At 68.6% G+C, this 23,151-nt stretch carries 23 protein-coding genes; 15 read left to right on the plus strand and 8 right to left on the minus strand.

What is annotated here, in order from left to right; genetic code table 11:
- Positions 1-9: 9 nt before the first annotated feature.
- Entirely contained in the window at positions 10-642 is a 633-nt protein-coding gene (locus AMYAL_RS0132700; RefSeq protein WP_020635506.1) for an FMN-dependent NADH-azoreductase, read from the minus strand.
- A gap of 78 nt (positions 643-720) precedes the next feature.
- Here AMYAL_RS0132700 and AMYAL_RS0132705 point away from each other — a divergent pair, with 78 nt between their 5' ends.
- Complete coding sequence (locus tag AMYAL_RS0132705; RefSeq protein WP_020635507.1) at positions 721-1,134, plus strand: winged helix-turn-helix transcriptional regulator; 414 nt, start codon at positions 721-723, stop codon at positions 1,132-1,134.
- On the opposite strand, the gene AMYAL_RS0132710 is transcribed toward AMYAL_RS0132705, so the two are convergent.
- Together AMYAL_RS0132710 and AMYAL_RS0132715 are read right to left on the minus strand one after the other, a co-directional pair.
- On the minus strand, positions 1,124-1,801 hold the full coding sequence (locus tag AMYAL_RS0132710; protein ID WP_020635508.1) for a DsbA family oxidoreductase: 678 nt from the start codon (positions 1,799-1,801) through the stop codon (positions 1,124-1,126). The genes AMYAL_RS0132705 and AMYAL_RS0132710 overlap by 11 nt on opposite strands.
- A 103-nt stretch (positions 1,802-1,904) precedes the next feature.
- Positions 1,905-3,251: an MFS transporter gene (locus AMYAL_RS0132715; protein ID WP_020635509.1), complete on the minus strand. Its 1,347-nt coding sequence runs from the start codon at positions 3,249-3,251 to the stop codon at positions 1,905-1,907.
- 174 nt (positions 3,252-3,425) lie between these two features.
- On the opposite strand from AMYAL_RS0132715, the gene AMYAL_RS0132720 reads away from it, so the two are divergent.
- Together AMYAL_RS0132720 and AMYAL_RS46630 are read left to right on the plus strand one after the other, a co-directional pair.
- Entirely contained in the window at positions 3,426-4,616 is a 1,191-nt protein-coding gene (locus AMYAL_RS0132720; RefSeq protein WP_026467641.1) for a glycosyltransferase, read from the plus strand.
- A 444-nt stretch (positions 4,617-5,060) separates the two neighbouring features.
- Positions 5,061-5,525: a hypothetical protein gene (locus AMYAL_RS46630; RefSeq protein ID WP_020635512.1), complete on the plus strand. Its 465-nt coding sequence runs from the start codon at positions 5,061-5,063 to the stop codon at positions 5,523-5,525.
- Here the strand turns inward: AMYAL_RS46630 and AMYAL_RS0132735 are convergent.
- Positions 5,522-5,809 carry a hypothetical protein gene (locus AMYAL_RS0132735; protein ID WP_020635513.1) on the minus strand — a complete coding sequence of 96 codons (288 nt, stop codon included), beginning with the start codon at positions 5,807-5,809 and terminating at the stop codon, positions 5,522-5,524. The two genes, AMYAL_RS46630 and AMYAL_RS0132735, sit on opposite strands and share 4 nt — an antisense overlap.
- An 842-nt stretch (positions 5,810-6,651) precedes the next feature.
- On the opposite strand from AMYAL_RS0132735, the gene AMYAL_RS0132745 reads away from it, so the two are divergent.
- Genes AMYAL_RS0132745 through AMYAL_RS46635 form a run of 3 tightly spaced genes read left to right on the plus strand, consistent with a single transcriptional unit; the run spans position 6,652 to position 8,485 of the window.
- Positions 6,652-7,008 carry a hypothetical protein gene (locus AMYAL_RS0132745; RefSeq protein ID WP_020635515.1) on the plus strand — a complete coding sequence of 119 codons (357 nt, stop codon included), beginning with the start codon at positions 6,652-6,654 and terminating at the stop codon, positions 7,006-7,008.
- Positions 7,005-8,075: a WXG100-like domain-containing protein gene (locus tag AMYAL_RS0132750; RefSeq protein WP_020635516.1), complete on the plus strand. Its 1,071-nt coding sequence runs from the start codon at positions 7,005-7,007 to the stop codon at positions 8,073-8,075. The genes AMYAL_RS0132745 and AMYAL_RS0132750 overlap by 4 nt, the downstream gene beginning before the upstream one ends.
- Entirely contained in the window at positions 8,072-8,485 is a 414-nt protein-coding gene (locus AMYAL_RS46635; protein ID WP_020635517.1) for a YbaB/EbfC family nucleoid-associated protein, read from the plus strand. The genes AMYAL_RS0132750 and AMYAL_RS46635 overlap by 4 nt, the downstream gene beginning before the upstream one ends.
- On the opposite strand, the gene AMYAL_RS0132760 is transcribed toward AMYAL_RS46635, so the two are convergent.
- On the minus strand, positions 8,438-8,884 hold the full coding sequence (locus AMYAL_RS0132760; protein WP_143267846.1) for a DUF6069 family protein: 447 nt from the start codon (positions 8,882-8,884) through the stop codon (positions 8,438-8,440). The two genes, AMYAL_RS46635 and AMYAL_RS0132760, sit on opposite strands and share 48 nt — an antisense overlap.
- A gap of 259 nt (positions 8,885-9,143) precedes the next feature.
- Here AMYAL_RS0132760 and gadC point away from each other — a divergent pair, with 259 nt between their 5' ends.
- From gadC to AMYAL_RS0132800, 8 genes are all read left to right on the plus strand, one after another.
- The gene (gene gadC / locus AMYAL_RS0132765) at positions 9,144-10,562 is read left to right on the plus strand and encodes a glutamate/gamma-aminobutyrate antiporter GadC (RefSeq protein ID WP_020635519.1); all 1,419 of its coding nucleotides are present in this window, start codon (positions 9,144-9,146) and stop codon (positions 10,560-10,562) included.
- Entirely contained in the window at positions 10,559-10,999 is a 441-nt protein-coding gene (locus tag AMYAL_RS0132770) for a hypothetical protein (RefSeq protein WP_020635520.1), read from the plus strand. The genes gadC and AMYAL_RS0132770 overlap by 4 nt, the downstream gene beginning before the upstream one ends.
- 5 nt (positions 11,000-11,004) lie before the next feature.
- Positions 11,005-12,351, plus strand: a complete 1,347-nt coding sequence (locus tag AMYAL_RS0132775; protein WP_039795927.1) for a dipeptidase — start codon at positions 11,005-11,007, stop codon at positions 12,349-12,351.
- A gap of 65 nt (positions 12,352-12,416) precedes the next feature.
- Positions 12,417-13,898, plus strand: a complete 1,482-nt coding sequence (locus tag AMYAL_RS0132780; RefSeq protein WP_020635522.1) for an amidase — start codon at positions 12,417-12,419, stop codon at positions 13,896-13,898.
- A gap of 54 nt (positions 13,899-13,952) precedes the next feature.
- A complete protein-coding gene (locus AMYAL_RS0132785) occupies positions 13,953-14,318 on the plus strand; it encodes a hypothetical protein (RefSeq protein ID WP_020635523.1) in 366 nt (121 codons plus the stop codon).
- A 3-nt stretch (positions 14,319-14,321) separates the two neighbouring features.
- Positions 14,322-15,332 (plus strand): hypothetical protein, encoded by a 1,011-nt coding sequence (locus AMYAL_RS0132790; protein WP_020635524.1) that lies wholly within the window; start codon positions 14,322-14,324, stop codon positions 15,330-15,332.
- Between the two features lie 73 nt (positions 15,333-15,405).
- Positions 15,406-18,345: an AfsR/SARP family transcriptional regulator gene (locus AMYAL_RS46640; RefSeq protein WP_167336174.1), complete on the plus strand. Its 2,940-nt coding sequence runs from the start codon at positions 15,406-15,408 to the stop codon at positions 18,343-18,345.
- Positions 18,346-18,441: 96 nt separating this feature from the next.
- Positions 18,442-20,370 (plus strand): enoyl-CoA hydratase, encoded by a 1,929-nt coding sequence (locus tag AMYAL_RS0132800; RefSeq protein ID WP_020635526.1) that lies wholly within the window; start codon positions 18,442-18,444, stop codon positions 20,368-20,370.
- An 18-nt stretch (positions 20,371-20,388) separates the two neighbouring features.
- Here AMYAL_RS0132800 and AMYAL_RS0132805 read toward each other — a convergent pair whose 3' ends face one another.
- Positions 20,389-20,838, minus strand: a complete 450-nt coding sequence (locus AMYAL_RS0132805; RefSeq protein WP_020635527.1) for an anthrone oxygenase family protein — start codon at positions 20,836-20,838, stop codon at positions 20,389-20,391.
- A gap of 90 nt (positions 20,839-20,928) precedes the next feature.
- On the opposite strand from AMYAL_RS0132805, the gene AMYAL_RS0132810 reads away from it, so the two are divergent.
- The gene (locus AMYAL_RS0132810; protein ID WP_020635528.1) at positions 20,929-21,507 is read left to right on the plus strand and encodes a TetR/AcrR family transcriptional regulator; all 579 of its coding nucleotides are present in this window, start codon (positions 20,929-20,931) and stop codon (positions 21,505-21,507) included.
- Positions 21,508-21,526: 19 nt separating this feature from the next.
- Here the strand turns inward: AMYAL_RS0132810 and AMYAL_RS0132815 are convergent, their stop codons facing one another.
- Complete coding sequence (locus AMYAL_RS0132815) at positions 21,527-22,606, minus strand: MAB_1171c family putative transporter (RefSeq protein ID WP_020635529.1); 1,080 nt, start codon at positions 22,604-22,606, stop codon at positions 21,527-21,529.
- On the minus strand, positions 22,603-23,085 hold the full coding sequence (locus AMYAL_RS0132820) for an ImmA/IrrE family metallo-endopeptidase (RefSeq protein ID WP_020635530.1): 483 nt from the start codon (positions 23,083-23,085) through the stop codon (positions 22,603-22,605). The genes AMYAL_RS0132815 and AMYAL_RS0132820 overlap by 4 nt, the downstream gene beginning before the upstream one ends.
- Positions 23,086-23,151 lie beyond the last annotated feature (66 nt).

Genomic DNA, 23,151 nt, shown 5'->3' on the forward strand with positions numbered 1-23,151 from the left:
GGTCCGGGTTCAGGCGGCGATCGTGGCGGCGAGCTCGCGGGCACGGCGGTGGGCGTCGGCCATCGATGCTTCATGCTTCGGCAGCAGGGCGGCCAGGGCCGGGGCATCGGGCACCATCGTCAGTTCGGGAATCACGGTGGTGAGGTCCAGGCCGAGCATGTCCTCACGGCCGAGCATGGCTTCGAGGGTGGGCACGACATAGTCCAGGCCGTGTTTGGGCGCGCCGGGACCGTAGCCGCCGCCCCGCGCCGAAATCACCACGGCCGGCCGACCGGCGGCAGGCGAAGGGGCCTCGAAGTCCATGGTGCGGCCGAAGACCATGATCTGGTCCAGCCACGCCTTGAACACCGAGGGCATCGTCAGGTTGTACATCGGGACCGTGAAGAGATAGGCGCTCGCGCCGAGGAACTCTTCGATCAACGCGTCCTGCAACGCGGCCGCCTCGGTCTCCTCGGGCGTGTGCTGAGCGGGGGCGGTGGCGCGGGCGGTGATTCCGGCCGCAGACAGATGAGGCACGGGCGAAGCAGCCAGGTCGCGGTGAACGACGTCACCGCGCCAGCCGTCGAGGAAGGACTGCGCGACCTGACGCGAGACCGAGGCCTTGCCGAGCGAGGACGAGTCGATGTGAAGCAGATACGACATGGGTTGGGTCCTTCCGGAGTGGGTCGAGGGCGTTACATACTGGTAGTGCGGTTGCACACCAGATGAGAGGTATTCGAGATGGCGCCGGAGCGACAGATCGCAGGTCCGTGCCAGACCTGGCCGGAGGACAGCGCGTTCATCCGCGAGGTGCTCGACCGCATCGGCGACAAGTGGACCGTGCTGATCATCAGCACCCTGAACACCGGCAAGTTGCGCTATTCCGACTTGCAGGCAAGCGTCACGGGGATCTCGCAGCGGATGCTGACCCAGACGCTCAAGCACCTCGAGCGCGACGGGCTGATCACCCGGACCGCGTACCCCGAGGTCCCGCCGAGGGTGGAGTACGAGCTCACCGAGCTGGGCCGGTCGCTGATGGAAGCGGTCAAGGCCATGGCAGGCTGGGCCGCCGCCCACCACCGCGAGATCGCCGCGAACCGGACGGCCAGCGAGCTGACCGGAGTCGGCCGGGGCAAGACCGCGGTCAGCTCGTAGAAGAATCCGCGGCGCGGGCTGCCACCTGCTCCAGCAGCTGTCCGTAGACCGGAACCTTCTGCGCCCCAGGGGCCGCGACCCGCCGGTCGAGGACGACGAACGGCACGCCGGTCGCGCCCAGCTCCACACCTTCGGCCCGGTCGGCGCGTACGCGGTCGGCGTATTCACCGCTCGCGAGGATCGCGTGCACTCGCCTGCCTTCCAGCCCCACCGACTCGGCGACCCCGGCCAGGGCTTCAGGGGCGTAAGGGTTGAGGGCGCCGACGAAGAAGCCGTCCTGAACAGCCGAGAAGAACTCGAACCCCAGCCCCTCGGCGTTGGCGTACTGCACCACGCGGTGCAGATCGAAGGTGTTGGCGCTGAGACGGTCCAGCGTGAACTCGAGGCCTTCCTCGCGGGCGATCGCCTGAATCCGGCGCTCTGCCGCCATGAAGTGGGCGGCGGTTCCGCCGTGGGAGCGAATGAAGGCTTCCTCGACCGTCTCCGGTCGCTTCGGCGCGGCCGGGTTCAGCTCGAAGGACCGCATCACGACCTCGAACCGATCCGCGTCCGGTCTCTGCTCGATCGCGGTCCGGAGCCGGGACTTGGCGAGGTAACACCATGGGCAACCCAGGTCAGACCACATCTCGACGACGACCCTCTTGGGCGGCGTTTCCCGTTCGACCATCTTTCTCACCTCACTGGTAGTGCGTAACACCATCATGAGTGAGTAAGGGAGGGCTTACAAAAGGCACTTTCAAGTGCGTAGGCATCCGTCTGGAGCCCGGTGGCTAAACCTGCTCGGCGCCGAAGTCGGTCCCCTTGGTTTCGGCGCTGAACAGCAAGGCGACGAGGGTGACCGCGATGGTGGCGACCAGGTACAGCACGACGGCGGTGGTCCCCTGGTTCTTGACGAGCCAGACGGCGATGAGGGGCGCCGGTGCGCCGGCGATGATCGACGAGCCCTGGAAGACCAGGGACGCTCCGGCGAAGCGGCGCTCGGTCGGGAAGAGTTCCGCGATCCAGGCCGCCTCCGGACCGGCGAGGAGGCCGTGCAGCGCCGCGCCGACGCCCACGCCGACGTAGAGCAGCGGCAGGCTGTCCGATTGGACCATCAGGAAGAACAACGGCGCCCAGACCGCCAGTCCCGCGGCCGGAACCAGCATCGCGATCCGCCGCCCGACCACATCGGACCAGTGGCCGCCCGCCAGCATGCCCGCGAACTGCAGCAGGGATCCGACGGTCACCGCGAGCAAGACGTCGGATTTGGTGTATCCGAACGAAGTCGTGGCATAAGCCACCACGAAGACGGTGTAGACGTAGAACGCGACGTTCTCGCCCAGACGCACGCCGAGACCGCGCAGCACCGGTCCCGGATGAGCGAGCGTTTCCAGGATGCTCGACCGCGGCCGTTCGGCCGCGGCGGAGTCGGCGCGTGAACGCGCCTGCTGGAACACGGGCGATTCGTCGATGCGGCGGCGGATCCAGAAACCGATGACCAGCAAAGGAACGGCGAGCAGGAACCCGATGCGCCAGCCCCAGTGCTCGAACTGCCCACCGGGCAGTGCGATCGTCAGCAACCCCACGACCCCGGTCGCCAGTACCGTGCCGAGCGGGGCCCCCGCCTGCGGCCAGGCGGACCAGAACCCCCGGCGGCGCGGGCTTCCGTACTCGCCGACCATCAGCACGGCGGCACCGAACTCGCCACCGAGCGCGAAGCCCTGGACCAGGCGCAGGACGACGAGCGAGATCGTCGCCCCGATACCCGCCTGTGCGTACGTCGGCAGCAACCCGATGGCCGAAGTGGACAGACCGAGCAGCAGGAACGTCACGACCAGCACAGGTTTACGGCCGAGGCGGTCACCGAGATGCCCGAAGACGATGCCACCGATCGGCCGCGCGACGAACCCCAGTCCCTGGGTGGCCAAGGCCAGCAGCAACTGCGCGACGCCGTTACCGCCGGGGAAGAACAGCGGCCCGAGCACGGTCGCGGCGAGGATGCCGTACAGGGCGAAGTCGTACCACTCCAGCACCGCCCCGGCGGTACTGCCCGCCAGCACACGCCGGAACACCGAACGGCTCACCCCGGCCCTGGGGTTCGCAACGGCCACCTCGTCCGGAACGGGCAGGTCGGGCATGTCCACTCTCCTCGGAACAACTGCCGGTCGATGTCCGATAGTCGGACACCGGTAGTCAACCATCGGACACCCGTGAAGATAGCCACTTACCCTGGCGCCCGCAATCAGCCTGGGACCATGCATGCTCAGTGTTCGACCTCGTGGTCGGTTCGGGTCCAGCAGTAGCCTTCGGTGATGCGCTTGTTCTTCTCCGCCGGAGCGGGTTACAGCCGCATCGCCCCCTTACTGCCGTTGGCTGTGGCGGCGCGGGATCGCGGACATGACGTCGTGTTCGCGACCGGGTCGGGCGCGGTCGAGCATGCGCGGGCGTCCGGCCTGCCGACGATCGGCGTGGACGGACAGGGCGACGAAGCGGCCGCCCGTCAGGCCTGGGGCAGGTATTCGCCCGCCGAACTCGCCGTGATGTCGCCGGACGAAAAGCTGGCGTACGTGGTCACCGTGATGGCCGAAACCGGGGCCGGGTCGCGAGTGGACGGGATGCTGGCCGCGATCCGAGAGCACCGGCCCGATCTGGTGGTCGCGGGTGCCGCCGAGTTCGCCGCGCCCGCCGCGGCGGCGATCGCCGGTTTGCCGTACGTGGTGCACGGCATCGGACCGCCGAAACCCGCCGCGATCATGGCGGGCGGCTGGCAGGCGCTCGATCCGATCGTGCGGCGCTTCGGTCTCGACCGGTTCCCCGAGCACGAAACCGTTCCATATCTGGACATCTGGCCGGAAGTGTTGCGGCCAAAGGAAACCACCTGGGATCACCCGGTCAGCCTGCCGATCCGCCCGGAAGGAATTCTTCCCGCCCCTGGAAACCGCCCTCCTGTCCTCGAAGGACTGCGGCACGGCAAGACCGTCTACGTCACGGCGGGGACTTCGCACAACACCAGGCCAGGGGTGCTGGAGACCATGCTCTCCGCGTTGTATGGCGAGGGAGTCGACGTCATCGCGACGATCGGGCGTGACGGCGACCGGGATCGGTTCGGCGCACAGCCCGCCGAGGTGCGGATCGAGAACTTCCTTCCGCAGCAACAAATATTGCCCCATGTCGACGCTGTCGTCTGTCACGCGGGCTCGGGCACCGTATTGGGTTCACTCGCGCACGGCGTACCGCTGGTGGTCTCGCCGCTGGCCACCGACCAGTTCGACATGGCCGCCCAGGTCGCCGGCGCGGGAGCCGGTGTACTCGCGGATCCCGGCTCCCCCACCCGAAGCGGGATCCGCGACGCCGTCCGCACGGTGCTCACCGACCCGTCCTACCGCGATTCCGCCGTGTCCCTCGCCGCGCGGATCGCGGCGATGCCGGACCCCGCCTCGGTCCTGGACCAGCTGGCTGAATACGCGAACCACACGCCCGCGCGAGGCGGCGACGGAGGGTAGTACCTGTCAGCGTCTGCGGGTGGGAGTGCGGCGTGGGGTCGTCGGGCGCTTCGCGGTCGTCGTGGAGCGATGAGTCGTGGTCCGCGTCGTCTCCGGTGTCAGCTGGGTCGTGGTGGTAGCCGGGGTCTCCGGCGGCGACGGCGTGGACGTCTGCAGAGGGCCGGTCGCCACCGTCTTCGGAACTTCCGCAGTCGTCGCCGGCACCACCTGGCCGGTCCTCGACCCGCCCGCGGCGCACGCGCCGAGCAGCACACCCACGCCCACGACCAGACCGCAACACCACACCCGCATGGGCCCGGACCCTAACAGCCACCTCCCCTCCGACCGGCCGAAACCGACGGATCGACCTCCGCTCGGTGTGGTCTCTTCGGCCCTTTCGGAGTCCGGGCGCAGCCACCAAGGTGGCGTCGACAGCTGAGCTCAGACGCGAGAGAGAACCGGATAATGGCGGGAGACAACAGCCCCGAGCTGGTCGCCGAACTGGACCGTCTCGACGAGGCGGTCAAAGCAGCGCCCGCGGGAGACACGGCGGCGCAGATCGCACTGTGGCGGCAGGTGACCCGCTTGGAACACTGGTTCTTCATCGCGCGCGGCCCGGCCGACCGCCCCCGTCCCTACGCGGTGGCCGCCGATCAAGGGCCGATGATCTGCCTTTACAGCAGCGCTTCGCGGGCGAACGAAGCCGCCCACGCTCTCGGCCTGGCCATCCCGGAGGGTGACGCGGTGCCGCTGTTCGGCGTGCCGATGCCTGCCGCGATCGACTACCTTGCCGCGTTCGGCGAGTCCGGGGTCTTCGGTGTGACGCTGGACCATCCGCGGATCGGCCACTACATCCCGCTGGCGAACCTGGGTCTGCTCAAGGGGAGGATTGCCCGCCCTGTTCGCGGCCAGTCGGAAGAATTCGGCTAGGCACGGCCGGGTTCGACGAGGTGACGTTGGATACGGCCTGCTTCCTCGATGCGTCCTTTGGCGTGGAGCAGATCCACCATCTGATGCCACGCTGCGGTGGCCTTGTCCGTCTCTCCGAGGGCATGGTACGCGGCCCACCCGGCCAGCAGCAGCACGAAGACCCCGACCAGCACGCTCAGCAGGACGCCAACCGTGTCGAAAGGCCGGAACCCCGGTAGATCGATGGCGAAGCCTGCTTCGACCGTGAACCCGATCATGAAGACGGCGAGCACTCCGTCGCCCACCGCGGGAGCGAGCTTTCTCAACGAGGTCGGTGGGCGCACACGGAACGATAGCCTTCGAAACGCCTGGGAAGCGTCCGGCTCGAGGACGACGTCCCTACCGCACAGGTTGACCCGTCGCACTCCTGCGCCACCGTTCGGTGAAGGCCGCCTGACCATGAGTGATCGCGCCTGTCCGGCCGGAAACCCGATGTCTCGCCGAAAAGCCGGGTCCGTCACCCGTATCGGTGATTCTCGCCGACTCACCATTCGTGGCAAGTGGATCACCGGTTCGGGTAATGCCCGCGCCCACTTGCCGTAGTGGACGCCCGGCGTCCACATTGACCCGACTCAAGCTTGCTACCCACAGTGTCAGCGCCCGCGAAACCCACCCCTGACGCAAAACCCGAAAGACTTACGTGTTTATCGTAGGAAGATTCATGACTCGCCGGAGGTTCGGGAAATCGTTTTTTGACAGGGCGCCAACGCGGTGAAAATCTGCGATCGCTCCTCGCGAGAGCACAACAGAACACGAAATCCGAACAAGGAGCCCCTCAATGCAGATGTTCACCCAGCACGTGCACCACGGCCACGACCTGATCTCGGGTCTGCTCGCGCACCTGGCCCACGTGCTCGGATGGCTGGTCTGACGCTCTAGGCACAGGGTTTGCCGGGGCCGGCCTGTTGGCGCGGGGCGGCCCCTCCGTGTTTGCGACCCGGTGAAGGGACACGATCGTGTCCCTTCACCGGGTTTCGGCGTTTCCGAGACAGGACAGCCTGTCCGGAAGCGGACATCGGGAAGCACGGCTCTCTTCTTGCCGCCACAGTCGCTCGTGGAATCAGGTCTGCTGCGGAGGAGTTGAGCGATGGCGCCCGACCGGGCCGACATGGACATCGACGTGATCGAGCCGATCATGCAAGGCATCGTCGCTCTGGCGAACGCGATGTCCGAAGACTGGCAGAACATCCAGCGCGCGATAACGGCCAATGAGCCCGGAATCGGCCAGGACAGACTGGCGCGGGCTTTTCGCACACGGTACGACGGGGGCACCGAGAAGCCGACGGACTTCGATCCGAAGAGCCACGATCCCGGCGCCGCGGTGACCCGCAACGGCGCGTCACAGGCCATCGCGGACTTCGGTTCCTCCGGGAACGGGGGCTTGGCCGCCGTTCAGGTGTACGCGGCCGCCGACCAGGCCGCCGCGAACGGCTTCCCCCGGTGATCCAGGAACCCGGCGACACCCACGGGCTGTGGCCGGCGGTGAAACCGCGAACTTTCTGGCCGGACACGAATGAAGACCTGGTGGCGGAGTTGTCCCGCAACTGGCTGAACGGCGCGGGCGTGGCGGGGTGGGCGAGCCGGGTCGATCACGACCTGCCCGCCGTGGGGACGGGATGGCGCGACGAAGCAGGACAGGTGATGGCGGCCAAGCTCCGCGGGAACGTGGACTTCGCGACCGTCATCGTGGCACCGGAGATGTACCGCCTCGGCAGCATCAGCGGCGAGTTCGCGAACGACATCAAGTCGGTGAAGGAGTACATCCACAAAATCATCGACGCGAACCGGTGGCCCTACCGGCTGGCGGGCAAGCTACCGAGCGCGTTCAAGACAGTCGCTCGGTTTCTCATCGTCGAGAAAGTCGCTTCGGCGATCAACGACAGATTGCACCACATCGAGCAGGAGTCACTGTTCGGCGGGAAATCCACGTTGGGTGTCGGCAATCCACCGTTCCTCGGTCAGGACTGGGACAACGACTGGGCAGGCCGGGAGATCCTCGCCCGCTACCTGACCGCGGGTCCCGACTTGACGATCGACAACGATCCCAAGTGGACGGACTACATGATGGCCAACCAGCGCCTGCGTGAACAGCTTCTGGGGCCGACGCTGACCGAGGCCCGCACCGCGCTGGAGGGGTACCGCAACGGCGAAGGCGCGAGCGACGACTTCTCGCAACGCTTCCACGCCACGTTCGAAAACGGCGAAAGCATGGTCGGCTACCAGTACTTGCACGGCACGGACGCGGACGATTTCCAGTTCGACGGCACTACCAAGGTGACTTCCCGCCCGGACGGCAACTACGAGGTCACCCTGGACAGCCGCTACGTCTGGAACGACGAGATCGATCCCAACCCGATCTACACGACGGACATCGACAAGAGCAACGAAGCCGAGAAGAAGACACACGGCCTCGCCGATCCCTACGACCTGAGAATCCGGTGGACCGCGAAGACGACCGTCGTACTCGATCAGGACGGAAACGTGGTCAGCATGAAGGGATATCCCTCGTGAACCGACGCGACCTCGAACTCGGCGGCATGCGCGACACCTACGAGGAACTGGTGACCGGAATCGAAACGGTCCGGAACGAAACCGCCGATCTGCGTGTCTCGGCCGAGTCCCCGGACGGGCTGATCATCGCGACGGTGACCAGCCGTGGCGAACTGGTGGATCTGGCCATTGATCCGAGGGTCTACCGCAGCCCGGCGTCCACGGCGCTGGCGGAGGCGATCCTCGACGCGACCCGTCAGGCGGCCGCGAACGCACGGCATCTGGTCTTCGCCCGTCTCCGCCGGTTTCTCCCGGCCGACGCCACCTTCTCGACCACCGACCTCGATCTCGACCCGTTCCTGGTTCCGATGAATCAAGCGCTGTCAGCGGACCAGCCTGCCAGCCCGGATCGCCGAACGGAGGACACCTGACAACGTGCCGGTGATCACCACGCCCAGGAACAGGTTCCCGGCGGCCGTCGCGAACCTGGCGCCCTGATCGACGTCGATGCTCATCGGGATGATCACGGTGATCGCCGTGAGGAGCAGCATGATCGAGACGAAGAACGACCTGGCGCGCGGTGTCCCGAGCAAGAGGAGATGCAGCAACCCGGTCGCGGCCAGCGCGGCGACCGCGGCGCTCACCGCGTAGGCCGCGGCGCCGATACCGCCCCACGCGCCCTCCCCGGTCGGGACCAGCACGGGCACACCGAACAGTCCGGTCGCGACGAGGATGACCACGATCGCCGCCAAGGCCGCGACCAAGGCCGTCGCTCCGCCGCCCGCCCAGAGTCTGCTCACCACGAACTGGTGCCGCACGTCTTCGCCCATGATCCCCTCCATGCTCTCCCGCTGACCGAAAGGCGTCACGGCCAAGGAAGCACAGCGGATCGCGGCCGTACTCCCCCGATCCGGGTGAGGCCGGGCAGTACGGCCAGGTCGTCACGGTGCAGCGGAGCCGGGTGGTCTCGCCCGCAACGGGTGACCCGGCCGGACCCCGCGCGGACCACGATCGAGCACACGCCGAGGTGAGTTCGAGGAGGCCGACGACCATGACCAGACCACTGTCCGAACCAGCCAGGAGAGCATCGTGAGCGCCCGCGCGGTGCCACCCGCCGCGTGGATCTCCTGGATCGCGCTCGCGCTCATGACGACCAGCTCGGTCGCGAGCCTGCGCCCGTCCCCGACGATGGCCGTGTACGGGCTCGCGGCCGTTTTCCTTTACGTCGTACCGGCGATCGTGTTCCTGCTGCCGACCTCGCTCGTCTCGGCCGAGCTGGCCTCTGGCTGGTCCGGCGGGGTCTTCAACTGGGTGGCGCTCGGGATCTCCAAACCGATGGGCTTCCTGGCCGTCTGGTGCCAGTTCGCGATGACGATCTTCTACTACCCGAGCCTGCTCGGATACGTCGCGAGCACGCTCGCGTACGTCTTCGATCCGAGCCTGGCCGACAGTGGTTTGTGGACGGCCGCTGTCATCGTCGTGACGTATTGGTCAGGGGTCTGGATCTCTTCTCGCGGCACGAAGGGCGTGGCCGGGCTCGCCGGTGGCGGACTGGTCATCGGAACGCTCATCCCCGGAGTGCTCCTGGTGGTCCTCGGTCTCGTGTTCCTCGGGCAGGGACACCCGTCCGCGGCGCCGATGTCGGCGGGTGACCTGCTTCCCGCGTGGGCCGGACTCGCCAGCCTCGTGCTGATCGTGAACAACTTCCTGTCCTATTCGGGCATGGAGATGAACGCGGTGCACGTGTCCTCGCTCCGCAAGCCGGGCAAGGAGTTCCCGCGGGCGATGTTCCTGGCGATGGGACTCGTACTGCTCATCTTCATCCTGCCCGCGCTGGCGATCAGCTGGGTCATCCCGGCCGACCAGCTGTCGCTCACCGCCGGGGTGATGCAGGCCTTCGACGCCGTCTTCGCCAACTTCGGGATCCAGTGGCTGACACCGCTGATCGGCATCATGCTCGTCCTGGCGTCGCTCGGCGGGATGCTGACCTGGCTCGCGGGTCCGTCGAAGGGGCTGTTGCTGATCTCCCGGCAAGAGGGCTACCTGCCGCCTTTCCTGCAGCGGCTCAACAAACAGGGCGTACAGCAGAACATCCTCGTCGTCCAGGGCGGGATCACGACACTCATCGCCCTGCTCTACGCGTTCATCCCGGACGTTTCGAGCGCGTACTGGATCTTCTCGGTGATCACCACCCAGGTGTATCTGATCATGTACCTGCTGATGTTCGTCGCCGCGGTGCGGTTGCGGCGCAAGTTCCCCGATCACCCGCGCGGCTACCGCGCACCGATGCTGGTCGGTCTGTGCGGGGTCGGGTTCTGCGCGTCGCTGGCAGCACTGCTGGTGGGGTTCGTCCCGCCGTCCCAGTTCGGTTCCGGCAACCCGTGGGTGTACCTCGGGGTCGTCGCCGGCGGCGCGCTCGGCCTCGGTCTGCTCGTGCCGTTCCTGTTCTACCGCCTGCGTAAACCGTCATGGCGGCTGCCGGAGCAATCGGAGGCGAGTGCGTCGTGACCACTGTGGACGAACGATCGAGCCGCAGGCAGCGGAAGACCGTGTACCTCGTGGTGGGTATCGCGCTGGGCGTGCTGCTGCTCGCCGGATACCTGCTGTTCCGCTCCGCACATTCGACGACGGAAGCCGAGACGAAGGCCGACCTGCTCGTGACGCGGCTGGTCCAGGAAGGTGCCCGCACGCCGTCGCGGGACCAGCTCGTCCGGCTGCTCGGCACGGACGGCGGCTCGATCTGCGCCGACCCGAACGCGGCGTTCGCCCGCGCGACGAGCGAGGGCGGAATCTCCGGCGGCGGACCCGGCACGCGCCCGGTGCTCCCGGTGAGCACCTTGGTGCGCGGGCAGACGCTCGTCATCGAGGTCTACTGCCCCGAGAAACTCGAGGGCTTCCAGCAGTACTTGGAACAGCAAGGCTTCACCAGCGTGACAGGAGGGTGATGGGGATGGAGATCCGTGACCGGGTGAACGAACTGATGCCGCAGGCACGCGAAGAACTCGCGGAGCTCGTCTCGATACCGTCCGTCGCCGACCCACGGCAATTCCCGCCCGCGGAGTGCCATCGCGCGGCCACTTGGGTGGCGGATGCCTTCACCGAAGCCGGGTTCACCGACACCCGGCTCGCCGACACCCCGGACGGCAGCCAGGCCGTCGTCGGATCCCGGCCGTGCGGCAACGAAGACGCCCCGACAGTTCTGCTCTACGCGCACTACGACGTCCAGCCGCCGTTGAAGGACGACGCATGGCACACACCACCGTTCGAGCTGACCGAAGTGGACGGACGCTGGTACGGGCGCGGCGCCGCCGACTGCAAGGGCAACATCCTCATGCACCTCACCGCCCTGCGCGCACTCGGCGACGACCTGCCCGTCAACCTCAAACTGGTCGTCGAAGGCTCCGAAGAACAAGGGACCGGCGGCTTGGAGGCCTTCGTCCCCGAAAACGCCGACCTCCTGCGGTCCGACACGATCCTGGTGTGCGACACCGGGAACGTCGCGGTCGGACGGCCCGCCGTCACGGTCAGCCTGCGCGGCATGGTCAACATGATCGTCACCGTCGACGCGCTGCCGTCCGCACTGCACTCCGGCATGTTCGGCGGACCCGCCCCGGACGCGCTGGCCGTACTGGTGTCCGTGCTCGCCACCCTCCGCGACGACGAGGGCAACACCACCGTCCGGGGGTTGCCCAACGACGGTCTCTGGCCCGGAGCCCCGTACCCGGAAGCGCAGTTCCGCGAGGACGCCGGGCTCTCCCCCGGCGCGGCGCTGCTCGGCGGTGCCGGAGTCGCGGACATGCTGTGGGCGCGTTCGACGTTGACGATCCTCGGGATCGACTGCCCTCCGGTCGTCGGGTCCGCCTCCGCCATCACGCCACACGCCAGGGCTCGGCTGAATCTGCGGATCCCGCCCGGCGTCGAGCCGCACGAAGCGGCGACCGCGTTGACCAGGCACCTGGCCGCCGTGACACCCAGGGGCGTGCACCTGTCGACGGAGATCGAGGCGTGCGGCCGTCCCTTCCGCGCCGCCACCGACGGCCCAGCCCACCGGGCGATGGCCGACGCCATGCAGACCGCGTACGGCCGACCGATGAGCAGGCTCGGACAAGGCGGCTCGATCCCGCTGTGCACGGTCTTCGCCGAGACGTACCCCGACGCCGAAATCCTGCTCATCGGCGTCGAGGAACCACAAGCGCGCATCCACGCGCCCAACGAAAGCGTCGCACCGCAAGAAATCTCGGCCATGGCGCTGACCGAAGCACTGTTCCTGCGGGACTACGGCGCCCGGCGACAGTGAGACCCCCGTCCCGTTGCGCGAATTGGCATTTTATGACTGGCCGAGGAGGCCGCTAGCGTCGATTCATGGAGATTTTTCAGACGGCCGAAGAGATGGCGGCCGCCTTGCGCGCCGGTGAAGTGACCTCGGTGGAACTGACCGACGAGGCGATCGCCCGTATCGAACGGGACGACAAGGCGATCAACGCGATCTGCGTGCCGGACTTCGGCCGTGCGCGGGCCGCCGCGCGCGGTGCCGACGAGGCCCGTGCCCGCGGCGAGGACCGGCCGCTGCTCGGCATCCCGGTAACGGTGAAAGAGTCCTACAACATGGTCGGGCTGCCCACGACCTGGGGCATGCCGCAGTACCGGGACCACCTGCCCGCCGAGGACGCGGTGCAGGTGTCGCGGCTCAAGGACGCGGGGGCGGTGGTGCTCGGCAAGACCAATGTGCCCTTGGGGCTGCAAGACATCCAGAGCTTCAACGAGATCTACGGCACCACCGCCAATCCGTGGGACCACGAGCGCACCTCGGGCGGGTCCTCCGGCGGGTCGGCGGCGGCGCTGGCGGCCGGATTCGGCGCGCTGTCCATCGGCTCCGACCTCGCCGGTTCGCTGCGCACCCCCGCGCATTTCTGCGGCATCTACGCGCACAAGCCGACGCTCGGGCTGGCGGCGCCCCGCGGTATGGTCGCGCCGCCCGCGCCGGCGTTGCCGGTCGACCCGGACCTCGCCGTCGTCGGTCCGATGGCACGCACGGCCCGTGACCTCACGCTCCTGCTCGACGTCATGGCCGGACCGGACCCGCTGACGTTCGGCAAGGCACACAAGTTGACGCTGCCGCCCGCACGCCACGAGCGGCTCGGCGACTTCCGGGTCCTGGTCATCGAGGAGCATCCGCTCATTCCGACCGGATCCGCCGTGCGGGCGGGCGTGAACCGGGTGGCCGACGCGCTCGCCGACGCCGGCGCCCGCGTCGAACGGCACACTCCGCTGCTGCCCGATCTGACCGAAGCCTCGACCCTGTACATGCAGTTGCTGATTTCGGGCGCTGTCGCGCGTTTTCCCGTCGACTCGCTCGATCAGCTGCGGACCCGCGTGGCCGGACTGAGCGCGGAGGACCAGAGCCTCGACTCGACGCGGCTGCGCGCCATGGTGTTCAGCCATCACGAGTGGGTCGAGGCGAACAGCCGTCGCGAGTTCCACCGTCACGGCTGGCGGCAGTTCTTCGCCGAGTTCGATGCCGTGGTCTGCCCGATCACGCCCACTCCCGCGTTCCCGCACGACCACGACCCCAATCCGATGGAACGCCGGCTCGACATCGACGGCGTCGAGTACCCGTACTTCGACCAGCTCGCCTGGGCCGGTCTGGCCACCATGCCCGGACTGCCGGCCACCGCCATCCCGGCGGGCAGGTCCCCCGAAGGTCTGCCGGTGGGAGTGCAGCTCATCGGTCCGATGTTCGAGGACCGCACCCCGCTGCGGCTGGCCGAACTCCTCGAACAGAGGATCGGCGGCTTCCAGGCGCCGCGGCCGGGTTCCGGTCAGCCGCGGATCAGCCACAGGTAAGGACTCTTTCCTAACCTCCTGGGCGACCGATCGATCCCAGGGGGAAGGGACACCATGCCTGATCTGGAAGTGGACCTGGCAGAACTGCAGGTGGCGGCCAAAGGACTGGCCGAGGCGGGCGACCTCGTCATGGGCGCCTGCGCCGGCGCCGGGATGGTCGACATAACGGACATCCCGGCGCCGGCGAGCGTCATCCCGCGATCGGACGGTAAGGGGAACTACACCTCACCAAAGCTCGAAGCGCCGGATAACGCCTTCGGCCGCGAGCTCGGCTTCGCGAACGTCGCTCGCGCCTACGACGAGTACCGCCTGATGCTGGAGGGCCAGCTCAGGACCCTGGGAGAGCACACTCTCGGACTCTCCGAGGCGCTGAATCAAGTGGCCGGGCTGTACGGCGCCGCCGACCAATGGCGGGGCTGAGTGATGGGCTTCTTCGACGACCTGATCGATCCTCCGTTCAATCCCGACGAGATCAGCCCGGACCTGCATGACGCACTCGAGACGATCGTCGAGCAGCTCAAGCTCCTGGAACATTCGGCCGCGGGGCAGCCGCACCTGCGCATCGATCCCGACGCGCGGGAAACGGTGACGTCGCTCTTCCGGGATGTGTCGGACACCGACCTCAAGCAACTCGAAGACCTCGTCGAGACCCTGCACCGCACGTGGCACCGGCTGGGCAACGACTATGCCGCCGAGTACGACCTGGCGATCGCGAAGCTGGAAAACTGGTACGGGACCGGTGCCTCCGCCGCCAAATCGGCCATCACCTTGGCCAAGAGCGCGATCGGGATCAGGGTCAGCAATCTCAGCAGGCTCGAAGCCGCCGCAGTGGCCGCGCATGACATCGCCGTCACGGCGAAGGAGGACCTGAAGAAGCTGGCCGAAGCTTTCGAGGAGTCGGTCAAGCAGTACGCGGCCTCCAAACAGGCGCACGGTAACGTGCTGTTGAAAGTCCTGGCGGCAGGGTTGGGCGGAGCCGCCACAGGACTGCTCGGCCTGGCCGCCACGGGTCTCGCGGGGTTCACCCTCACCGCCGTGGGCGCCAGCGGGGCCGCAGGCGCCGCCGGCGGGATGCTGAGCGTGGGATTCGAGCAGATGGCCGCCGGTTCGGCGCAACTGGCGGGTGACTCGCCGTTGGAGATCTCCCAGTCGCTGATGGAGAAGGTCACCAAGATGCGCCTGAATCTGGAACACGCCAACGAGGAACTCGCGGCCACGGTGCGGCAGCTCACCGAACTGGCCGCGGGAGACAAGATGCCCCCGTCGGTGAACCTGCTCCCTGGCGGGAGCTTCGATCCGGCGACCTTCCGGACCGCCGAAGTGCCCGACGCGTTGATCCAGAAGTTCCAGGAAGCGCAGCACTCCCGTGGCGTCACCGACGGCATCGCGCCCATGGACCCTGGTAGCGCCGTCTCCCGGCGCCTGGCGGGGTAGCGACTGCAAAGTGTTTCGTGGCAAGAGGAACTAACCGACGCCAGACACAGTCGACACCGATATGGAACTCGGTGTGCTGGGTCCGGTGGAAGTCGTCAAGGACGGCCGTCAGGTCCCGCTCGGCGCGGCCCGGCTGCGGTGCGTACTCGGTCTGCTCGCTCTCGACGCGGGCCGGGTCGTGCCGACCGACCGGGTCGCCGAAGCGCTGTGGGGCGAGCGGCCGCCGCGCGGGCAGGCGAACTCGATCCAGGTCACCGTCTCGAAGCTCCGCCGGGTGCTCGCGGGTGACGCGGCCATCACCCGGCGCGGCCAGGGATATCTGCTCGAAGTCGATCCCGGCGCTGTCGACCTGCACCGGTTCCGGAGTGAGGTGGCGAGGGCGGCCGCGCTCGGCGATGGCCAGGACGTCCGGGCGGAGGTGATCCTCGCCGACGCGCTGCGGCTGTGGCGGGGCGGCCCGCTGGCCGACGTCGACTCGGATCTGATCCGCCACCGGCTCGTGCCGTCGCTCGAACAGGAATGGCTCACCGCGCGGCTCGACCACGCCGATGTGACCCTGCGGCTCGGCGGGCACGCCAAGGCGCTGCCCGAGCTGACCGCGCTGGCCAGGCAGCATCCGCATCAGCAACGGCTGGCCGCGCAGCTGATGCTCGCGCTCTACCGCGACGGCCGCCCGGACGACGCCCTCTCGGCCTATCGCCGCCTGCGGGCCGATTTGGGGCAGCACAGCGGACTCGAACCCTCGCGCGAGCTCCGGAAGCTTCACCAGGACATCCTGCGCGCCGATCCGGCACTGGACCCGCCCACTGCCGGAGCCGCTCACCTCCCCCAGCGCGCGGTGAAACCCGCGCAGCTGCCACTGGCCGTCGCGGAGTTCACCGGACGGGACTCGGAGGTCACCCGGCTCATCGCGCACGCCCGCGCCGGGTCGATCTCCGCACTGGCGGGGCAGGGCGGAGTGGGCAAGACCGCGCTGGCGCTGCGAGTGGCGCACGAGCTGGCGGCGGAGTTCCCGGACGGGCAGCTCTACGTCAACCTCGGCGGCGCCCGACCCGGACCACTGGAGCCGGGGCGAGCGCTGGTCGGACTGCTCTCCGCGCTCGGGGTGCCGAGCGGTCGCCTGCCGGACGGGCTGGAGGAACGTTCGGCGCTGTTCCGCAGCCTGCTCGCGGACCGCCGCGTCGTCATGCTGCTGGATGACGCGGCGGGCGAAGCGCAAGTGCGTCCCCTGCTGCCGGGAACACGTTCGGTGGCCGTGCTGGTGACCAGCAGGACTTCGTTGCTGGGCCTGGAAGGCACCCGCCACCTCCGGCTGGACGTGCTCACCCCCGCGCAGGCGGTCGGGCTGCTGGGCAAGGTGGCCGGGGCCGCCAGGATCGGCGACGAACCGGAAGCAGCCGCGGAACTGGCCGGGCTGTGCGGCCACTTGCCGCTGGCCGTCCGCGTGGCGGCGGCCAAGCTCGTCGCCCGGCCACGCCTGACCGTTTCGCAGCTCGTCCGGCGGCTCTCCGACGAACGACGGCGCCTGGACGAGCTCGTGGCGGGCGATCTGGCCGTGCGAGCCAGTCTGCGGCTGAGCTACCAGGGGCTGACCCCGCGGCTGCGCCACGCGTTCCGGACCTTCGCGCTGCTCGGGGTGCCCGACTTCGCCTCGTGGGCGGGTGCGGCGATGCTCGGGGTATCCGCGGAGGAGGCGGAGGAACTGCTCGAAGCCCTTGTCGACGTCCATCTGATCGAAGTGTCCTATGTGGACGCGACGGGATGGGCGCGGTACCGGTTCCACGACCTCACCCGGTTGTTCGCCAGGGAATGCGCGTTCGCGGAGGACGACGAGGCGGTCCGCGCGGAATCCCTGCGCCGGGCGATCGGCTGCTGGCTCGCGCTCGCAGGCGAGGCGGACCGGCGACTCCCCTGCCAGGTGCTGGACCTGATCGGCGGGCCCGTGCCCCGGCCCGAGCTGACCGAGGGCTGCACCCGTGAGCTGCTCGCCGATCCGATCGCGTGGTTCGATGCCGAACGCGCGTCCCTGCTCGTGCTGGTGCAGGATGCCGCCGAAGCCGCTTGCCCGGCGCCCGCCTGGGAAGCGGCCCAGGTCGCCGCCGGGTACCTCGCGATCAGGAACCTGCGCGACGAATGGGCCGAGACCAACCGGCCCGCGCTGCGGGCGAGCACCGCTGCGGGCGACCGACTCGGCGAGGCGGTGATGCTGCGCGGACTCGCCCTGCACATCCTCCCGGTGGACCACCGAGCGGCACACGAGCACGCGGCCGAGGCGCAGCGGCTTTTCGCCGGACTCGGCGACCGCCGGGGCCAGGCGGACGCACTGCGGCTGCGCGGCGCGGCCCTCCGCCTCGCACAGCGATGGGACGAAGCGCTGGAATGCCTGCGGGAGGTGGACGAGGCCGCGCGCGGCGAAGCGTGGGTGAGCACGGTGAGCGCGTCGATCCTGATGGCACTCATCCACCGCGACGCCGGCCGGCTCGACGAGGTCGCGCCATGTTTGCGCCGGTCGAGGGAACTGGCCCGGCGGCTCGGGGACGAGCCGAGTGAGGCGTTCGCCTGGCTGCTCGAAGGTTCGGTGCTCAGCACCCAGGACAAGACCGACGACGCGGTCTCCGCGTTCGAACGGGCGCTGGCGCTGTTCCGTGGGCTCGGGCACCGGGCGACCCAGGCCATGACGCTCGTCTACCTCGCCTGCGGCTACACCCGCCAAGGTGACGAGCGGGCCCAATCCCTGCTCGACGAGGCCCTGCGGTTGTCGAAGGACCGCCGTCGCGAGCCGACCGGTTCGATGGCGGTCGGCTCACTGGTCCGGTTCGTCTTCCCCAGCTTCGAGTTCGAGCGCGCGCTGGCGGTGCTCGTGGCGACCGTGCGCCGGGACCGGCCAGCCAGCGTGGCCCTGGTGCCCGAACTCTTCCGCGAGCTGGGCGATTCCTACCAGGCGATGGGCGAACCCTCGAAGGCCGACGACGCCTGGGAGCGATCACGCCTGCTCCTGGCGATCCGGCCGTGATCCACGAATCCTGCCACCACCGGAGAACCCGGCTAAAATTCGTATAGCGATAGCCATATTCCGCTATGCGGATGAATATCCCAGCGGGGAGGCACGATGACAGGCTCGCTCGACGGTGTCACGGTGATCGAGGTCGGCGTTTTCCTGGCGGCGCCGTTCGCCACGGCGCAGCTGGCCGATCTCGGCGCCAGGGTGATCAAGGTCGAGTCGCGCGAGGCACGCGACCCGGTCCGCGCCACCGGCCCGTTCGTCGGCGGGGTGAGCAGCACCTTCCTGCGCCTCAACCGGAACAAGGAAGCCGTCGAGCTGGATCTGAAGTCCGAGGACGGCCGGTCGGCGTTCCTCCGGCTGGCCGCCGCCGCGGACGTGGTGGTGGAGAACCTGCGCCCCGGTGCGATGCGACGCCTCGGTCTCGGCCCGGACGAGCTGCTGGCCCGGAATCCCAGGCTGGTTTACGCATCGGCTTCGGGCTGGGGGCAGGACGGTCCGCTGGCCGACCAGCCAGGGCTGGACATCATGGCGCAGGCCCGGTCCGGGCTGATGTCGGTGACCGGCGATCCGGGGGCCGGACCGGCGAAGGTCGGCGTGCCGATCTGCGATCTGACCTGCGGGCTGTACGTGGCACTGGCCGCCACCGCGGCGCTGCGTCACCGCGACCGCACCGGCGAGGGCCAGCACGTGGATGTTTCCCTGCTGGAGTCCGGGGTCTCGCTGGCGGTCTGGGAGGCAGGCCGCTACTTCGCCACCGGCGAGCCGGGTGAACGACACGGCACCGCGCATCAGTCGCAGGCGCCGTACCAAGCTGTCGAGACGGCCGACGGCTGGATCACCGTCGGCGCGATCACGCCGAACACTTGGGCCGCCTTCACCAAGGCGCTCGGCCGGGAGGACCTGTACGACGATCCACGCTACGAAAGCAGCACCTCGCGGCTCGAACTGCGCGGTGAACTGATCCCGGACATCGAGCGCACCACACGGGAGCGCACCACCGCCGACCTGGTCACGACGCTGGTCGCGGCCGGGGTGCCGTGCGCGCCGATCTCGGACCACGCCGCCGTCTTCACCGACGAGCATCTGACCGAGCGTGGTTTCTTCTGGGACACCGGGCATCCCACCGCCGGGCGGGTGCGCCAACTCGGCTCGCCCATGCGGTTCTCCCGCACACCCACGCGCCGGGACACCACCGGACCGGATTTCGGCGAGCACACCGAAAAAGTGCTCGCCGAGTTCGCGCCGAAGCCCGTCGCCGCCCCCGGAGACGATCTGCTCGTCGAACTCGAAGACGACATGCTGACCGTGACGTTCAACCGGCCCGATTCCCGCAACGCGCTCACCTTCGCCATGTACGAAGCGCTCTACGCGGCCTGCGAACAGGCCGACGCCGACCCGGCCGTCCGGATCCTCGTACTCCGGGGCAGCGGGGACAAGGCGTTCGTCGCGGGCACGGACATCCGGCAGTTCGCCGAGTTCGAGACCGGACAGGACGGGGTCGACTACGAGGCGTCGATCGCGCGGGTGGTCGACAGGCTGGAAGCCGTCCGGAAACCGACGGTGGCCGTAGTCCGTGGCGCCTGCACAGGTGGCGGACTGGCGCTCGCGGCGGCATGTGATCTGCGGGTCGCGGACACCAGTGCCCGCTTCGGCGTGCCGATCGCCAGGACGCTCGGGAACTGCTTGTCCGCCAACACGATCTCGCTGCTGATGGGACACGTCGGCCCTGGAGCCACGCTGGATCTGCTGCTGCGCGGACGTCTCCTGGACGCCGCCACCGCCGAACGCGCGGGGCTGCTCACCGAACTGGTGCCACCGGAGGAACTCGATCGGGCCGTCGATCGAGTTCTCAGCGATCTCCGGCGAGGTGCGCCACTGACCCAGTGGGCCGCCAAGGAAATCGTCCGCCGGATGCGGCGACGCTTGCTGGTGCCGGACGAGGACGTGGTCTCCGCTGTGTTCGGCAGCGACGACTTCGCCCTCGGCGTGCGCTCGTTCCTGGCCAGGGAGAAGCCGGACTGGACCGGCCGCTGAACCGGGGCCGGAGTGTGACTACAAGGCGAGGGCGGTGGCCAGCAGCGCGAACGCGGCGATGATGACGGCGACGCGGACGTAGTGGAAACGGTCCCAGCGGTTCATCTGCTCTTTCCAGTCCTCAGGGCGGTTCTCGGGGGTCCACGTCTTGCCCTGGTTGTTGATCGGGACGAGCAGCAGAAGCGACATGATCACGCTGACGATCAACAGCGCGGCGGCGACGACCACGAGTCCGGTACCGGGGTCGTGCCAGCCGACGATGGCCCAGGCCGCGCTCAGGACGAGCGAGCCGATGTACCAGAACGGCATGATCGCGCCGAGCATCCGGCCCCCGTGGGCGCGGCCGAGCTGATTGCTGTCGTCCGGGAGTCCGCTGAGGATGGGGTTGATGACGAAGGCGACGGAGAACTCCACCCCCACCATCAGGCCGACGACCACCACGGTGCAGACCTCGAGTGCGCTGAGCATGTTGACCTTCCTCGAATCTAGTGTTGCTAGCTGTTGTGGCAACGCTAGTACTACTGCCGCTTGCTTGTCTAGCAGTGCTAGGATCGACTCATGTCGGTACACGAACGCAAACAGCGTGAACAAGCTGACCGCGAGCGCCTCATCGTGGCGACGGCCCGCGAACTCGCCGAGCAGCAGGGCTGGGACGCGGTCACCACTCGCCGGCTCGCCGAGCGCATCGAATACAGCCAGCCGGTCCTCTACAGTCATTTCCGCGGCAAGCGCGAGATCATCGGCGCCGTCGCACTCGAAGGGGCCTCCGAGATGGCTGCGGCGCTACGGGCCGCGACCTCGGCCGTGGACGATCCGCGTGCCAGGGTCACCGCCCTCGCCCGCGCCTACCTCGACTTCGCCGAGCGCAACCTGGCGGTCTACGACGCCATGTTCCAGCTCGATGGCGGTCTGACATTCGCGCACGAGGACACTCCGGCACCGCTGAAGGACGCTTTCGCCGCCCTGCTGGAATGCCTCGGCGAGGTCGCCGGGGACGGTGTCCACCCCGGACTGTTCACCGAGGTGTTCTGGGCGTCCCTGCACGGGCTGGCCACCCTGACCCGAGCGGGACGGCTGCTGCCGGGGGAAGCCGAGCAAAGGGTGAAACTACTGGTGGACCGGCTCCCCGTGATCTGACCCGCCGTCCGCGCCCGCGTCACCCGACGTCCGCCATCGCGCGTTCCCGCACTTCCCGCACGACGAGGGAGTGTGTGAACGCGGACGACACCGCACTCAGCCAGGCGCTCTCGTCCCGCATGCTGGGGTGCGCCTCTTCCGGTCCGGCCGGATGGAGCGGCCAGCTCCGGCCTGCCTCACGCATGACCAGGGCCGCCGCGAGTTCGGCCGCGGCGCGCGTGGGCTCGTCGACCGGGGTGCGCAGCCAGTCCCCGAGGTGCGGCGGGACGTGTGCCCGCAAGGCCAGGAGACCGTCGCGAATCTCGATCACCCTGCGGTACAGCGTGAACTCGATGTCGTGACGTACGGGCAGGGCGATCTGCGGGTGCGCGGCGACGAGCTCCTTCCACAGTGGTGTCACCGCCCGGATCCCTCGCCACGCCCGCACCAGCCGGAGAGCGCCGTCCCAGGTGGTGAAGAGTCCGCCGAGGACCCACAGCACCATCGCGCAGAGGCCGAGAAGGCGGGCGCGTGGCATGAAGTCCAAGTCCGCGAGGTCGGTGATCTCCAGCCACAGCGAGGGAAGCCCGGAGAACAGCACCCAGCCGATGGTCGCGAAGGCAGCGCAGACGAGGATTCGCAGACCTGTCCGGAATGTCCCCCGTGGACGGCCCGCAGCACTGCGGGCCAGAGTGCGCGTGAACATCACCAGGCACGAGATCGCGTACGTCGTGAGGACGATCTGATAGGTCACGATGCTCCAGCGCCACTGAAACCCTGGCGTGCCCGCTTCGAACCGATGCGGGGCGAAATCCAGGTAGCACAACACCATCAGAGCCCAGCACAGCACGATCGGCCACAGCGCCGTCGGCTTCTCCGGGGACCGGGTACTGCGGACCAGTTGCACCAGCGCGCGCATCGCGAGCAGTTGCAGCGCGTTGGTGACCAGCCGCGGGAGCAGGTCGTCGCCGAGCAACCGGACCGTGGCCTCGGCGGAGACGGCGAGGCCGGCCGCCATACTGAGGAAGAACGTGACCAGGTGCTTCGGTCCGGTGCGGACCGTCATCAGGCGGGTGAGGCCGATCAGCGCCAGCAGCGCGGCGGACACGTAGCTGATCATGAGCCGAGGACGTGACGCAGCCGATCGGATCCGGGCACGGCGCTCGCGGCGCGGCGCATCAGCAACGACGCGACGAGCTCGGCCTCCTTCTCCTGCTCCTGCGCGTATGTCGTGCGGCCGAGGACCCGGCGAACCAGATCCACCGACAGGGTGGGCGTGACCACCGCGGCGATTGTCTCCGCCCGCACCTCGCCTTCGACGTGCCCGCACAGCAGATGACCGAGTTCGTGCAGCAGGATGTGCAACTGGTGCAACGGGGACGTATCCCGTGTGTAGAAGACGTAGTCCGCTCGATCGGTGGCCGCGAGCACTCCGCACGGCGCCCCTGGCCGCGCCTCGAGCGCCACCAGTTCGATGGGCCGCCCCCGCATCGCCGCGACCTCGCCGAACAACGTGGTGACCTCGAACGGATCCGGTAGTCGCACGGCCGACGCGATGCGCTCGCATCTGTGCCAGAGCGCACTCTTCCTGCCCAGCATGCCTACTCCCCCTGGTCGAGCTTGGACTCGCGCCGCCTGATCACCTCGACGACGTCGCGCAACGCT

Source organism: Amycolatopsis alba DSM 44262, from assembly GCF_000384215.1.
GTDB classification, from domain to species: Bacteria; Actinomycetota; Actinomycetes; order Mycobacteriales; family Pseudonocardiaceae; genus Amycolatopsis; species Amycolatopsis alba.